11 protein-coding genes are annotated in these 13704 nt (G+C 62.2%); 3 read left to right on the top strand and 8 right to left on the bottom strand.

What is annotated here, in order from left to right; all coding sequences use genetic code 11:
- The first annotated feature begins 177 nt into the window (after positions 1-177).
- Positions 178-5094 carry a DUF4082 domain-containing protein gene (locus ACZ881_RS02000; RefSeq protein WP_476112233.1) on the top strand — a complete coding sequence of 1639 codons (4917 nt, stop codon included), beginning with the start codon at positions 178-180 and terminating at the stop codon, positions 5092-5094.
- Positions 5095-5211: 117 nt separating this feature from the next.
- On the opposite strand, the gene ACZ881_RS01995 is transcribed toward ACZ881_RS02000, so the two are convergent.
- The 8 genes from ACZ881_RS01995 to coaD form a co-directional block, all read right to left on the bottom strand.
- Positions 5212-6240, bottom strand: coding sequence for a TolB family protein (locus ACZ881_RS01995; protein WP_476112231.1), 1029 nt, complete (start codon positions 6238-6240; stop codon positions 5212-5214).
- Entirely contained in the window at positions 6237-7469 is a 1233-nt protein-coding gene (locus ACZ881_RS01990) for an MFS transporter (RefSeq protein WP_476112663.1), read from the bottom strand. Before ACZ881_RS01990 ends, ACZ881_RS01995 begins: the two co-directional genes overlap by 4 nt.
- 80 nt (positions 7470-7549) lie before the next feature.
- The gene (locus ACZ881_RS01985) at positions 7550-8272 is read right to left on the bottom strand and encodes a hypothetical protein (protein WP_476112229.1); all 723 of its coding nucleotides are present in this window, start codon (positions 8270-8272) and stop codon (positions 7550-7552) included.
- Positions 8273-8452: 180 nt separating this feature from the next.
- Positions 8453-9433, bottom strand: coding sequence for a bifunctional DNA-formamidopyrimidine glycosylase/DNA-(apurinic or apyrimidinic site) lyase (gene mutM, locus ACZ881_RS01980; RefSeq protein WP_476112227.1), 981 nt, complete (start codon positions 9431-9433; stop codon positions 8453-8455).
- A gap of 7 nt (positions 9434-9440) precedes the next feature.
- Entirely contained in the window at positions 9441-10151 is a 711-nt protein-coding gene (gene rnc / locus ACZ881_RS01975; RefSeq protein WP_017199629.1) for a ribonuclease III, read from the bottom strand.
- Positions 10152-10174: 23 nt separating this feature from the next.
- On the bottom strand, positions 10175-10378 hold the full coding sequence (gene rpmF, locus ACZ881_RS01970; RefSeq protein ID WP_011775139.1) for a 50S ribosomal protein L32: 204 nt from the start codon (positions 10376-10378) through the stop codon (positions 10175-10177).
- Between the two features lie 33 nt (positions 10379-10411).
- The gene (locus tag ACZ881_RS01965; protein ID WP_017199628.1) at positions 10412-10939 is read right to left on the bottom strand and encodes a YceD family protein; all 528 of its coding nucleotides are present in this window, start codon (positions 10937-10939) and stop codon (positions 10412-10414) included.
- A gap of 166 nt (positions 10940-11105) precedes the next feature.
- Positions 11106-11606 (bottom strand): pantetheine-phosphate adenylyltransferase, encoded by a 501-nt coding sequence (coaD, locus tag ACZ881_RS01960; RefSeq protein WP_091468145.1) that lies wholly within the window; start codon positions 11604-11606, stop codon positions 11106-11108.
- Positions 11607-11683: 77 nt separating this feature from the next.
- Between coaD and ACZ881_RS01955 the strand changes: the two genes are divergently transcribed.
- Both ACZ881_RS01955 and ACZ881_RS01950 read left to right on the top strand, forming a co-directional pair.
- Positions 11684-12907, top strand: coding sequence for an aminotransferase class I/II-fold pyridoxal phosphate-dependent enzyme (locus tag ACZ881_RS01955; RefSeq protein ID WP_476112661.1), 1224 nt, complete (start codon positions 11684-11686; stop codon positions 12905-12907).
- Positions 12904-13698, top strand: coding sequence for a spermidine synthase (locus ACZ881_RS01950; RefSeq protein WP_476112659.1), 795 nt, complete (start codon positions 12904-12906; stop codon positions 13696-13698). Before ACZ881_RS01955 ends, ACZ881_RS01950 begins: the two co-directional genes overlap by 4 nt.
- The last annotated feature ends 6 nt before the right edge of the window (positions 13699-13704 follow it).

Below are 13704 nucleotides of genomic sequence, written 5' to 3'. Positions count from 1 at the left end.
GAACTTCTGTTCGGTCTTTGCCGGATCCGGTCCCGATCTTCGGAACATCCATCCGTGATAATCCTGTATTTCATAACTGAAGATCTTGGTTTGACCCTGGCTGGGGAGCGGCAAGCAGGGGCTGCGCTTAAGGCGTGGCCCCGTCTTAGCAATCGGCGTACCACTCCAGGAGTTCTCATGCCCGGTCCTTCAGCTACCCAACCGCAGCGGGTCTTCAAAGGGTTTCTTGTGCCCTTGGTGCTTGCCATGGTGGCAGCCCTGCTGCCTCTTACAGCACCAGCAGCCGTTGCGGCAGGGCCTTGCGACCCCGTGGTAAACCCAGTGGTCTGCGAGAACTCCAAACCAGGCAGCCCCCCATCGGAGTGGGACATCCTTGGAGCCGGGGATGACAGCATTCAAGGCTTCTCGACCGAGATCAGCGTCAATGCCGGCCAGCCCATCCGCTTTAAGGTGGCCACGAATGCGCCGAGCTACACCATAGCGATCTACCGCACAGGCTGGTACGGCGGCAACGGAGCGCGCAAGATCGCGGATGTTGTGCCATCGGTCTTGCGCCAGAACCAACCTGCCTGCCGGAGCGACCTCGCCACGGAGCTGTACGACTGCGGCACATGGGGTGTGTCGGCAACGTGGCAAGTACCGGCAACAGCAGTATCCGGTGTTTATGTGGCCTTGCTAACAAGGCCTGATACTGGCGGCCAAAGCCACATAACGTTCGTTGTCCGCCAAGACGCCAGCCGCTCGGACGTGGTCTTCCAAACCAGTGACACCACATGGCAGGCCTATAACACTTACGGAGGCTCCAGCTTCTATGAGGGCGGTGACAATGGCAGGGCCTACAAGATCAGTTATAACCGGCCCATGAACAGCCGCGGCGGGCCCGACGGCAGGGACTTTTACTTCGCCAACGAGTACCCGATGGTCCGCTTCCTGGAGCAAAACGGCTATGACGTCAGCTACATCAGCGGGCTCGACACCGACCGCAGCGGGAGTTTGCTGCTCAATCACAAAGTGTTCCTGTCCGTGGGGCACGATGAATACTGGTCCGGCCCACAGCGCGCCAACGTCGCAGCGGCACGCGATGCGGGCGTCAACCTGCAGTTCTTGTCCGGCAACGAGATGTATTGGAGGACCCGTTTCGAACCCTCAATCGTGGATGGCGCAGCCGGGCGCACGCTGACCTCCTACAAGGAGACGTGGTCCAACGGCAAGATCGACCCCAGCCCGCAGTGGACAGGCACCTGGCGGGACCCGCGTTTCGCATCACAGGCCAATGGCGGCGGACTCCCGGAGAACGGGCTGACTGGAACCCTGTACATGTCCAACTACTCCGACCTTCCCGTGACCGTCAGCTCCGAGGAAGGCAAGACGCGGCTATGGCGTAATACCACTCTGGCTTCCCTGCCGGCAGGCTCGTCGGCGGCGTTGGCTCCGCACACCGTGGGGTATGAGTCGAACGAGGACATCGACAACGGCTTCCGTCCGGCCGGCCTCATCCGCCTGTCCACAACGGTAGGCAGCGTAGCTGAATATCTGCAGGACTACGGGAACACGGTGAAGCCCGGAACCACCACCCATAATGTCACGCTGTATCGCGCTGCGAGCGGGGCCCTGGTGTTCTCAGCCGGCAGCGTGCAGTGGACCTGGGGTCTGGATCAGGAACACGACGGCAACGGGGCTCCGGCTGACCCGAGGATGCGCCAAGCCCAAGTCAACCTTCTTGCCGACATGGGGGCGCAGCCGGCTTCGAGGGCAGCAGGCCTTGTGGCCGCGGCCGCCAGCAGCGATCGGACAGCGCCGACGGTTGCTGTTACCGCCCCGGCCAATGGGGCCACCATCCCCCATGGCAGCAAAGTCACAGTAAGCGGCACCGCAGCCGACACCGGCGGCGTGGTTGCCGGCGTCGAGGTTTCCACGGACGGCGGCAGCACTTGGCACCCCGCCGCGGGCAAGCAGAACTGGACCTACAGTTACATCCAGCAGGGCCTGGCGAATGCCACCATCCAGGTTCGGGCGATTGACGACAGCGCCAACATTGGAGCTCCGACCACCCGCAACCTCGTACTGAGCGGACCGTACAGCGTGTTCGGCCAAACGGTTCCCGCGATCCAGGACTCCGGTGATGGGGGCGCGTACGAAATGGGACTGCGTTTCACTCCCACGGTGGATGGCTTCATCACCGGCGTCCGCTTCTACAAGAGCACCGCAAACACAGGAACGCATACGGGCTCACTCTGGAGTTCCTCCGGCGAGCGCCTGGCCACCGCCACATTCAGCAATGAGACTGCCAGCGGTTGGCAGAGCACGCTGTTCAGCCAACCTGTAGCGGTCGCCGCCGGGCAGAAGTACACCGTCTCGTATTGGGCTCCACGGGGGCACTATGCCACCAAGGACTTCCAGTGGGTGAGCTTCGGGTCCACTGCTGCCCCACTGACGGTTGCGGGGGGCTTTGGCGCTGAACCCGCGGGTGTTTACAGCACCTCCCAGAGCTTCCCGACCACCAGCTTCAACGGGGGCAACTACTTCGCCGACGCCATCTTCAGCACCGTTGACAATTCCCCAATGACGGTGTCCGGGCACTCCCCGATCCCGTCGTCGTCAAGCGTCGCGGTCTCCACGAAGGTCAGCGCGGTGTTCTCCAAGCCCGTCACCGCCGCCAGCGTCCAGTTGACGCTGCGGTCTGCTGCCGGTCCCGTGGCCGGCACCACGACCTACGACGCTGCTACCCGCCGCGCCACGTTCACTCCGACGTCGCAGTTGGCCTTCAGTACGCAGTACACGGCGACTCTTGCCGGTACCGACACGGTAGGCGGCCAGGTAACCTCAGGCGGCACCTGGACGTTCACTACAGCGTCGACGGTGCCGGTTCCCGGTTCCTGCCCCTGCAGTCTTTACGACGACAGCGTGACGCCAGGGATTGCCGAGATCCGTGATGGCGTTCCGCTGACATTGGGTGTGCGGTTCTCGAGTGTTTCGGCAGGCGAGGTCACCGGCATCCGGTTCTACAAGTCGGCCGGCAACACGGGCACGCATACGGGCGCCCTCTACACGGCCACGGGCCAGCAGCTGGCAACAGTTACCTTCGCCAACGAGAGCAGCTCCGGATGGCAGACCGCAATGTTCAGCCAGCCCGTCCAGATTGCGGCGAACACTGAATATATTGCGTCCTACAAGTCACCCACGGGCGCCTACTCGGCCACGTCCAACGGCTTTGGGTCCGGCATGAGCGTTGGACCCCTTCGGACTGTGTCGGACGCGGGCGCGTACACGTACAGTGGCGATTTCCCGGGTTCGCGGTCGTCCGCCAGCTACTTGGTGGACGTGGTGGTGATGGTTTCGGCGCCACCGTTCACGGTCGGCGGTCATAACCCGATCCCGAACGCCTCCAGCGTCCCACTGAACTCGACCGTGAGCGCAGTCCTTTCCGAGGCCGCAGTTGCCTCAAGCGTTGCTCTGTCCCTCAAGACCGCCGCCGGCGTTGCGGTTTCAGGAACCACCGCCTACGACACGGCAACGCGCAAGGTCACGTTCACTCCGGCGGCCCCCTTGGCGGCCGGTACAACGTACACGGCAACGGTGACTGCGACGGCGACGTCCGGACAACCGATGTCGTCCGGCGGTACCTGGCAGTTCGCCACTGTCCCGCCGGCCGGCACGCCTGGTTCGTGCCCCTGCAGCCTGTACGAGGACACGGTGACGCCGACCACTGTCGAAGTCAATGATGGAGTGCCTTTGACGTTGGGCGTCCGGTTCAGCAGTGACACCGCCGGCCAGGTAACCGGCGTGCGCTTCTACAAGTCCGCGGGGAACACCGGAACCCACACCGGATACCTGTACACGGCGGCCGGCCAAGTTTTGGCTACCGTCACCTTCACCAATGAATCCAGCACCGGCTGGCAGACGGCCACCTTCAGCCAACCGGTGAACATCCAGGCTGACACGGAGTACGTGGCCGCCTACAAGACGCCTACAGGTAAGTACTCATACACGGCCGGAGGATTCGGAGAAGGCTTCACCAGGGGGCCGCTGAAGACCGAGCCGGATTCCGGGTCTTACTCCTACAGCGGGGATTTCCCGAATACCGCATCCACGGCAAGCTACCTCGTAGATTTGGTATTTACCGTAGCGGCACCGCCACTGAGCGTGGTGGCACAGGTGCCGGCACCCGGTGCAACGGCCATTCCGACTGACGTGAAACCGTCCATCACGTTCTCCACGGCCATAAAGCCCGGCGCCTCGTTCACCCTGACCGCGAACGGCTCGTCCGTGGCCGGGACGGCTGCCTTGTCCGCCGATGCGAAGACCATTACCTTCACGCCGACGGCTGCACTGCCGGCCAGCACTGCGATTTCCGCCAGTGTCTCAGGTGTGGCAACTCCACAAGGGCAGACGCTGCCCCCGAGCAATTGGCAATTCACCACGGCCGCCCCAACCATGCAGCAATCCACAATCTTTGGATCGTTGGTTCCACAGGTGGCCGCTAACTCCGACTTCCTATCTGTGGAACTGGGTACTGCCTTCACAGTCTCCCAAGCGGGAAATGTGACCGGCATCCGCTTCTACAAGGGGACCGGTAACACCGGAACCCATGTGGGCTCCCTCTGGAATGCGGCCGGCACCCGATTGGCTCAAGTAACCTTCACCAACGAGACGGCCACGGGCTGGCAAACCGCCACCTTGGCCACACCAGTGGCACTGGCGACAGGCCAAACCTACGTCGTGTCCTACCGGGCGCCGAACGGCCGCTACTCCTCAACGCAGGGCTTCTTCAACCAGACGTGGACGAGCGGAGTCTTTACGGCCACTGGCCCGAACAATGGCCGTTACCGGTACGGATCCGGCGGTGTGATGCCAACCAACTCCTGGAACGCCACGAACTACTTCGTTGACGTCGTGTACTCCACGGCGGCGCCTGCCCAGCAGCAGGCTGCGCCATCCGCCACAGCTACTCCGACTGCCACCGCCACCGCAACGCCGTCACCAACAGCGACGGCGACGGCGACGGCGACTCCGACGGCGACTGCCACCCCCAGTCCCACGCCCAGTCCCACACAAACCGGCGGGCTTCTCTGCGGGTTGCTGCGGACCTGCTGACGGCCGGCCGTAAACGGCGACTTCCGCTGGTGTCCGACCCCCGAACTCCGGGCCGGGCGCCAGCGGTTCCACGTACCAGCCGATTTTGAGCCCACTACCTACAGCGGACCACTACCTTCAGCGGACGACGCTGGGGGACCACCCATGAGCGATGAACAGGCTTGGCTGTGAGGTCGGGTCCGTTCCGAGTTTCCATATGTTGCTGTCACCGTTACCGCCATCGGCTGCCAAGCCATAGAGCAGGTTCCGGTTATCCAGCCATTCGATCTGGTCATCAACACTGCGCTTCTCGGAGAGCACGGTTTGTTGTCCCGTAGCGAGCTCAAGCACTGCGACTTTCCAGTGTGCGGCCAGCGCCCCGCCGTCGTTCTTCTTAAACGCGATCCTCGTGCCGTCAGGCGAAATGGACGGACACTCCACATTGTCGTGAATGGCAGTCAGGGTCTTCGCGGACAGGCTCCCCCGAACCAGCCAGATGCGCCCGGAGGAAGCGGCCGTTGCGTAGAAAACATCGCTCTGGCCAGGCGCGAACGTCACACCCCAAATATTCCTGTCCGTAGCCAGAAGCCTTTCGCCGTTCACCATCAAAGCAAAGTCCTCGAGGTTGCCTGATGTGCCTTCCGGAAGGCTGATCTCGGTGGCCGTGGAAAAGCCTGCCGTGGCGTAGGAGTGGCCCGAGACGAACACGGTGGTGGCAATCATTGATCCGTCGGGGCTGATGCGAATCCTGCTGGGTATTCCCGGGACCGGCCATGCCCTTTGCTGCTCCCAGTTGCGGTCCAGGACAGCAGCTTCAAACGCCGTCACCAGTCCACGGTTTGTCTTCAGGCACACCACCCTCTCAGACGTTCCGTACACGCGGTCGCACTCCTGCCCGCTGACGGCCCGGTTGCCATCGGGAGATGCCAACGGAACAGTGGCCGCGTTGCCATAGCCTTGGCCCGATGCTGTGTTGCGAAAAAGGATGAAGGGCGCTGCTGGAAGCGGCTGGCTCGCCGTGATGCCCACGGACGAAGCCGCAGTGCGGCTTTCTTCAAAACGCTGGTAGGCCGCCACCGCGTATATGCCGGCCGCCACCAGGACGAGTGCCGTGACGGCCAGGAGTGCACCCCACCGCAGCTTGCCTTCAGCGAGCGCGCCGCTCATGCCTCGTTGCCCGAGTCATCCGGGTCCCCTGCCGGCGCAACCCCTGCGCCACGCAGGATGAAGGCCACAGCCACAACAGCACAAGCGAGTAATCCACCCGCCACCACCATGGCCGATGGGGCACCAACCGCATACCAGAGAACACCAAAACCTGCCGATGCCAACATCCGGGTGAGCGCCACTACGGTCTGCGCGGACGCGATGCCCGTAGCAAGTTTTCCCGGAGGTGTCAGCTGGCTGGCCAAGGCGGCCAGCACGCCATCGGTGGCTGCATAGAACGCCCCTAGAAGGATGAGGCAACCGACGGTCGCCCACAGCCCACCAAAAGGTGCCGCCGCGAGAAGGTACGTTGCCAGCAGTGCAATATGCCCACCCACGAACACCGGGATTTTTCCCACCCGGTCAGCCAGCCGTCCCAGCGGAATGGCGAAAGCCAGGAACACCACGTTTGTGCCTACGAACAACAGCGGAAACCACTGGACTGCGAAAGAATCCCGTGCCTGCAGCACCAGATAGATGAAGCCGTCGCCGATGGTCACCAAGCCCAGCAAACCGGCAGCGATCAGCAGCTTGCCGAGGCCCGGTTCCTTCAGATGGGACCAGGAGAAAGCGAAAAGACGGCGGCCTTCACGCTCCTCCATGCCCTTAATGCCATGTGCCTTAATGTCAGGCACCACCAAGGCGAGGACAGCAACACCGATCACGGCGAACGCCAGCGACACCACAAACACCGTGCTGAAACCGTTGGGAATCATCAACAACACGAAGAAGGCGATCAACGGCCCGGCTGCGGCGCCGATGTTGTCCAGCATGCGATGAGCGCCGAACGAACGGGCCAGGTGTTCGGGCTGTGCTGAAACTGAAATGAGGGCGTCCCGCGGTGCCGTGCGGATGCCCTTGCCGATCCGGTCCCCGGTAACTATCGCCGCAATGGCCCAGAATCCGCCCGCGAAGAGGAAACCGATCCGCGCAAGCATTGATAATCCGTAACCGGCCAAAGCTATCCGTTTGGGGTGTCCGCTGCGGTCGGCAGCCCAGCCGGCCGCGATCCTGACGATTGCACTGGCACCCTGGTTGATTCCGTCGATGAACCCGAAGGCAATGGTGGACAGCCCCAGGAAGCCGGTCACGTACAAAGGGAGGATCGCTGTGACTGATTCCGAAGAAACATCGGTGACCATACTCACAATGCCCAGCCACAGAATGACCGGAGACAAACGGAACGGCACTTCGCTCGATAGTGCCGTTCTTGTTCCCTCCGGCTTGTCCCGTTTACCCCGGTCCGAAAGTGAAATATACATCGCTGCCCCTAGTCCGCCGCCGTGTGCAGGCTGCCCAAAAGCTGGAAGCGTGAGTTGCCTGTGCCTGTCGTCGACACTGAAACCGTGACCGTGTCTGCGCCTCGCACGAATCGTTCGGCCAGTGCGCCCTGTGCGGCCGGCGCAGCCTCAGACCAGAACCCGTGGGCAACCAACGACTGGCGGAAGGACGCCAAGACCTCTGCCTGTGGCTTGGCGATGATGCCATCAGCAGCCACCTGGAGGACATCACCCGACGTCGACACTGACGTGGAACCGATCGTTGTTCCTTCGGGCAACGTCAGAATGTCGGCAGGCCACCCGTCAACCACTTCGCCGGCTGCGCTGCCGGGGTCAGGCAAGGTGGTGACCAATGGTGCGGGGGCAGATGGTTGAGGCAGCCCTGTTGGGGTGGCAGTCACCGGCGGCAGGACTTCGAGCGGCTTGGCAGTGGACGGACCATCATCACCCTCACCGCTGCCTTCACCAATGCCGCTGCCTTCAGTCCCCGACGCCGGGCTGCCGGGCTGAGGATCGCCGGTGGGATCTCCCGTGCCGCCAGGGGTTGCTCCCCCGGATGGGGTGATGCTGGAGCCAGTACTCGGAGCGGAAGAGGATGTGCCTTGCGCAGCAGACGGCCCTGGCTTCCCGGCCATCTGGTCCAGAACTATGGCGACGGCGGCGATCAGCACAGCAAGGCAAATGCCCGCGATGACCAACCGCCGCGCCATCATGGCATACCCGGGGTGACTGGGTTGCCGAAAGGTTGGGAGGCGCTTTCACGAAGGAGAGCGGATAGAACTGACGCCACCCGCATCGTGGTGGCGTTGATCCTTGCGATGGCGATTCGAAGCGCCAAGCTGTTCATGGGGACAGTCTGCCATTGCGATCCCGATTCCGGAACAGTTTTGGGCCTACCAACGTCCATTCCGGGGCCGCGGTTGGCACACAGGGCAGGTATAGGAAGAACGGTTCATAAACTGTTCCCGCTTTATGATGCTGTGCAGGCCTGTCGCCTCGCAGCGGCCGCACATTTCACCAGCACGCCCGTAGGCATTCAGCGACCGGGCGAAGTATCCGGAATCGCCGTTGACATTGACATACAGAGAGTCAAAACTAGTCCCTCCCGCGGCAAGGGCAGCGTTCATGACCTCTCTCACGGCTTCAACCAGCCGTTCAGCATCCGAGCGGCGAAGCGTGTCCGTGGCCCTGGCGTAATGGAGGCGGGCGCGCCACAACGCTTCGTCCGCGTAGATGTTGCCGATGCCGGAAATAACCGCCTGGTCCAGCAGCGCCCGTTTCAGCCCTGTCTTGCGACTCCTGATCTTCCGATAAAACGCGTCGAACGAGAAGTAGGGGTCAAGCGGATCCCTGGCGATGTGCGATGCTTCTTCTGCGATCTCCGGCAGGGGCGTTTCGCCCAAGCCGCCAGGGCCGCCGTCGACAGTCGGCACCAGGGACGTCACGAACAGGCCGCCAAAAATTCTCTGGTCCACGAACCGCAGCTGCTCCGGCATACCATCCGCGGAACTGAGCCTGATCCTGACTTTGAGGTGCTTTTCATCCGGTACTTCGGGGTCCTGCATCAGCAGTTGGCCGCTCATTCCCAGATGCGCCATCAGCGCCACTTTAGGGAGATCTGCTGTGGGGGCCGGCGCTATTCCGGGGTAGGTTTCGGGCGAGTTCGACATGGCCAGGGGCATCCAGAGGAATTTCCCTCGCCGCACGACGTCCAGGACAGTGGCTTGCTCGAGATTCCCGATGAAGTCTTCGGTTCCGAGTGTGTGTCGCCGGATGGAGCGCGGATCGACGACGTCCACTCCGGTGATTGTTCGGCCACGGACCCAACGGGCCAAGCCGCGGCGGACTACCTCTACTTCGGGAAGTTCAGGCATTTTGGGTTCAAGAGGAAGCAGGACCGGCAGTAGTGGGGTCCAGGGCGGTCAGGGCACGCCATGCATCAGCGGCGGCTTCCTGCTCCGCTTCTTTCTTGGAGTGGCCCGAGCCCCGACCGTAGGGAGTTCCGCCGATGTTCAGAACTGCCTCGAACGTCCGGGCATGGTCCGGCCCTGAACCTTCGACGGCATAGTGAATGGCGCCCAGCTGCCGGCTGGCCGTAAGTTCCTGGATGCTCGTCTTCCAGTCAGTTCCCGCCCCCAGTGCGCCTGCATCCTTGAGGAGCGGTCCTACCAGGCGCATGACCAGTTGCCGCGCGGTCTCGATATCGTTCGAGAGATACGTGGCCCCGATCAGGGCTTCCATGGTGTCAGCCAGGATGGAGGCCTTGTTCTTGCCATCGGTGAGCTTCTCACCTTGCCCGAGATATATAAACTCGCCCACGCCGATTTGCCGGCCAATCCCGGCCAGCGCGCGCGTACTGACGACGGCCGAGCGTCGCTTTGCGAGCTCACCTTCGGGCAGCGAGGGGTTCTCACGGTAAAGGGAATCGGTCACGGAAAAGCCCAGGATGGAGTCGCCGAGGAACTCGAGGCGCTCGTTGGTGGGAATCCCGCCGTTCTCATACGCGTATGAGCGATGTGTCAGAGCAAGACGAAGCGTCTCGGTGTCAATCGAGACACCGAGACGCTTCAGAAGCTCTTCAGTTGAAGACATCCTTAGTCAGCCTGTACGGCAGATTAGGCGTCTGCGACCTTGCGGCCCTTGTATTCAAGGAACAGCGCGGTGCCGGCAGAGTCAGTGACGACCTTTGCCTGGTGCGGCAGGCTGTAGGTAACCTGACCGTTTTCGATGGTCTTGACCAAGTTGGGGGCAGTTGCCTTCCACTGGGCACGGCGGGCGCGTGTATTTGCGCGAGACATTTTCCGCTTGGGAACAGCCACGGCTATCTCATTTCTCTCTTAGACGAACACTTACTAATCGGTTTGCCGGTCAGTCTTAGCCAGATCAGCTAGGGCAGCCCAGCGAGGGTCAATGACCTCGTGGTGGTGCCCCGGCTCGTCTTCCAGGCGCGCTCCACATTCGGAACACAGGCCCTGGCAGTCTTCCCGGCACACCGGCTGGAACGGCAGCATAGTGACAACTGCGTCCCGCAACACCGGCTCAAGATCGATCAGATCGTACTCGACTCGACGTTGCTCTTCATCGTCTTCTTCGCCTGAAAGCTCAACACCTTCATAGAAGAAAAGTTCTTGCACATTGACCTCAAGGTCATACGCAAGGGGATCCAGGCATCGACCGCATTCGCCGGTTACTTCGACGACTACGGTTCCGGATACCAGAATTCCTTCGTGTACGGCCTCAAGACGAAGATCCAGCTCGATATCCGAGCCTTCCTTTACGCCAATGAGCGCCACACCAAGGTCACTTGGCGCAGGTACATGCTCGTTGAGTGTCCGCATGGTCCCTGGACTGCGTCCAAGGTCCTTGACTACCAGCGCCAAGGGCGAACTTGCATCTCGCTTAATGAGAACTCCTGTAGAACATATGACCGACGTACCATCTTAGCCTGATCACGCTTGAGGACTCAAACCGACGCCGGGCGCGCGTGAACGCGCAGTGGTTTCAGCTTGGGGAACTCTGCGCGATGGCGCAAGGTACCCGACAAGCCTACCCCTTGCGCGGCGGTTCTGTTGGCGGCTCGCCAGCAAGGAGCCTCTTCAGTACCGATTTGGGGACGAAATCGGAGATATCGCCCCCGAGGACATTGACCTCTTTGATCAAGGTGGAGGAAAGGTGCACGTAATGCGCTTCAGCAGGCAGGAAGACCGTTTCGACGCCGGCCAACTGGCGGTTCATGGTGGCCATCGGCAACTCGTAGTCAAAGTCCGACGATGAACGAAGGCCCTTGACTATGGCTGAGACACCGCGGTGGCGGCAGTACTCCGCCAGCAGCCCTTCACCCATCGGCTCAACGATGATGCCGCGCAAAGAGGCCAAAGTTTCCCGCGCCATCTCCATTCGGTCCTCAAGACTGAACCTGTACTTCTTGGCGTAGTTGGTGGACACGGCCACGATGACTTCGTCGAACAGGCCGGCGGCCCGGGCGATGACTTCGAGATGTCCATTGTGGATAGGGTCAAAGGATCCAGGGCATACCGCGCGTCTCATGAGACGAACCTACCCCATGGCTTTGCCGGGATACCATGTCTGACATGGCATCCGCAGGCAGCAATTCTTCCCTTGATATGAGCGCGGGCACCACCGCAGGTACCAACGCAACACCATGGCAGCGGGCGGCCACGGGAGCCAACCTGCTCTCCCCCGAAGGAACGCTGGGAGTGACCATTTTCGAGGAAATGACCACCTTGGCACTGTCCACCGGCGCCATCAACCTCGGCCAGGGATTTCCCGATGAAGACGGCCCCGCGGAAATCAAAGCGGCAGCCCAGTCCGCCATCGCCGCGGGAGCCAACCAGTATGCGCCCGGCAAAGGCGTTCCCGCGTTGAGGGAAGCCATCGCCTCCCACCAGCAGCGCTTTTACGGGCTGAACCCGGATCCTGATACTGAAGTCCTTGTCACCACGGGCGCAACAGAAGCGATCGCAGCGACGCTGCTCGCGTTCATCCAGCCCGGGGACGAAGTCCTGACCTTCGAACCCTTCTACGACTCCTACGGGGCCATCATCGGCATGGCCGGCGCCAAACACGTCACCGCTCCCCTGCTGGCCCCGGATTTCCTTCCCGACCTCGCGATGTTGGAAAGATCCTTCAGCACACGCACCAGAGTTGTCCTCCTGAACAACCCGCACAACCCCACGGGTGCGGTCTTTCCGGAATCCGTCCTGTCCATGATTGTGGAACTGGCCGCAAAGTACGGCGCCATCATCGTCAGCGACGAAGTCTACGAGCACCTCACCTTCGGCGTACCGCACCTACCGATTACTTCGCTGCCCGGCGCCGCCGAACGTACCATCACCATTTCATCCGCGGGAAAGACGTTTTCCTTCACCGGCTGGAAAATCGGCTGGCTTAGCGGACCGGCACACTTGGTGGCTGCAGTTCGCACGGTGAAGCAGTTCCTGACCTACAGTTCAGGCACCCCCTTCCAGAGCGCCATCGCAGTGGGCCTTGGCCTTCCCGATGAGTTCTATACAGGAATCGCCGATCAACTGCGCCGCAAACGGGACATTCTCGCCCAAGGCCTCCGGGCAGCCGGCTTCGGCGTCTACAACCCGAGCGGCACTTACTTCATCAACGTGGACACGGCACCGCTGGGCATTCGCGACTCCGTTGACCTCGCAAGGCGGCTGCCAGGGCTCGTCGGCGTGGCAGCCATCCCGGTCCCGGTGTTCTGCCATCCGGAGGGAGCCGAGCGTACGCGAAGCCTGCTGCGTTTCGCCTTCTGCAAGAAGACCGGCGTCCTGCAGGAAGCCGCCGAACGCCTCGCCACCCTTAAGGACCGGCTCTGAACGCCAGAGGCTCCGGCCAGCCCCAGGCATCGCGCTTCCTCCGAACCACGGGACAGCACGCCACCATCGAGAACGACACCCTCGTTGAGGGCGGCTTCATACTCAGCATCGGCGGAGCCGAACAATCGCACGTGAACCTGGCCGATCCCTCGGAGATCTTCTACGAGTACCTCCGCAGGATCGGGCATGTGGTGGACTTGGCTGCAGCACCCGGAATGCCCATCTGCGCCCTGCATTTGGGCGCCGGCGCCCTCACCCTGGCTCGATATATCCAAGCCACCCGTCCTGGCTCGGAGCAATACGCCGTTGAGCTTGAGCGTGAGCTGTTGGACTTCGTACTTCAGAAGCTGCCCATGCCTGACGGCACTACGTTGACCACTCACATCGGCGACGCCCGCGACGCCCTGGCAGAGCTTCCCGCGCAGGTGATGTTCGACGTCGTGATTCTCGATATCTTCTCCGGGCCGGAGGCCCCAGCCCATATTGCCTGCCGGGAATTCTATGAGGAAGCAGCAAGTAGGCTCCGGCCGGATGGGGTGTTGATCGTTAATGTGGGTGACGAACCTGCGCTGACGCTCGTCCGTAGCCAGGTGGCAGCGCTGCGCCAAGCCATGCCGGACGTCGCCGCCTTCGCTGAGACGGGAATGTTCGCCGGCCGCTACCCGGGCAACATCGTCCTGGTAGGCACATGCAAACCGTGGTCCCCGGACTGGACGGCGCAACTGCTGGCACGTGGCCCCCACCCCGCCAGCGTCCTCACGGGCGTTGAGCTGGACGGCATTACAGGCTAACGAGAC

It is taken from the genome of Paenarthrobacter sp. TE3676, from assembly GCF_056279165.1.
This window is presented reverse-complemented; position numbering and strand designations above follow the sequence as displayed.

Bases quoted from the DNA above. Each gene is read 5' to 3' on its own strand.
- rnc (WP_017199629.1), bottom strand. From the start codon at position 10,151: ATGTCTTCAACTGAAGAGCTTCTGAAGCGTCTCGGTGTCTCGATTGAC.
- ACZ881_RS01995 (WP_476112231.1), bottom strand. From the start codon at position 6,240: ATGAGCGGCGCGCTCGCTGAAGGCAAGCTGCGGTGGGGTGCACTCCTG.
- coaD (WP_091468145.1), bottom strand. From the start codon at position 11,606: ATGAGACGCGCGGTATGCCCTGGATCCTTTGACCCTATCCACAATGGA.
- ACZ881_RS01985 (WP_476112229.1), bottom strand. From the start codon at position 8,272: ATGATGGCGCGGCGGTTGGTCATCGCGGGCATTTGCCTTGCTGTGCTG.
- ACZ881_RS02000 (WP_476112233.1), top strand. From the start codon at position 178: ATGCCCGGTCCTTCAGCTACCCAACCGCAGCGGGTCTTCAAAGGGTTT.
- mutM (WP_476112227.1), bottom strand. From the start codon at position 9,433: ATGCCTGAACTTCCCGAAGTAGAGGTAGTCCGCCGCGGCTTGGCCCGT.
- ACZ881_RS01955 (WP_476112661.1), top strand. From the start codon at position 11,684: ATGAGCGCGGGCACCACCGCAGGTACCAACGCAACACCATGGCAGCGG.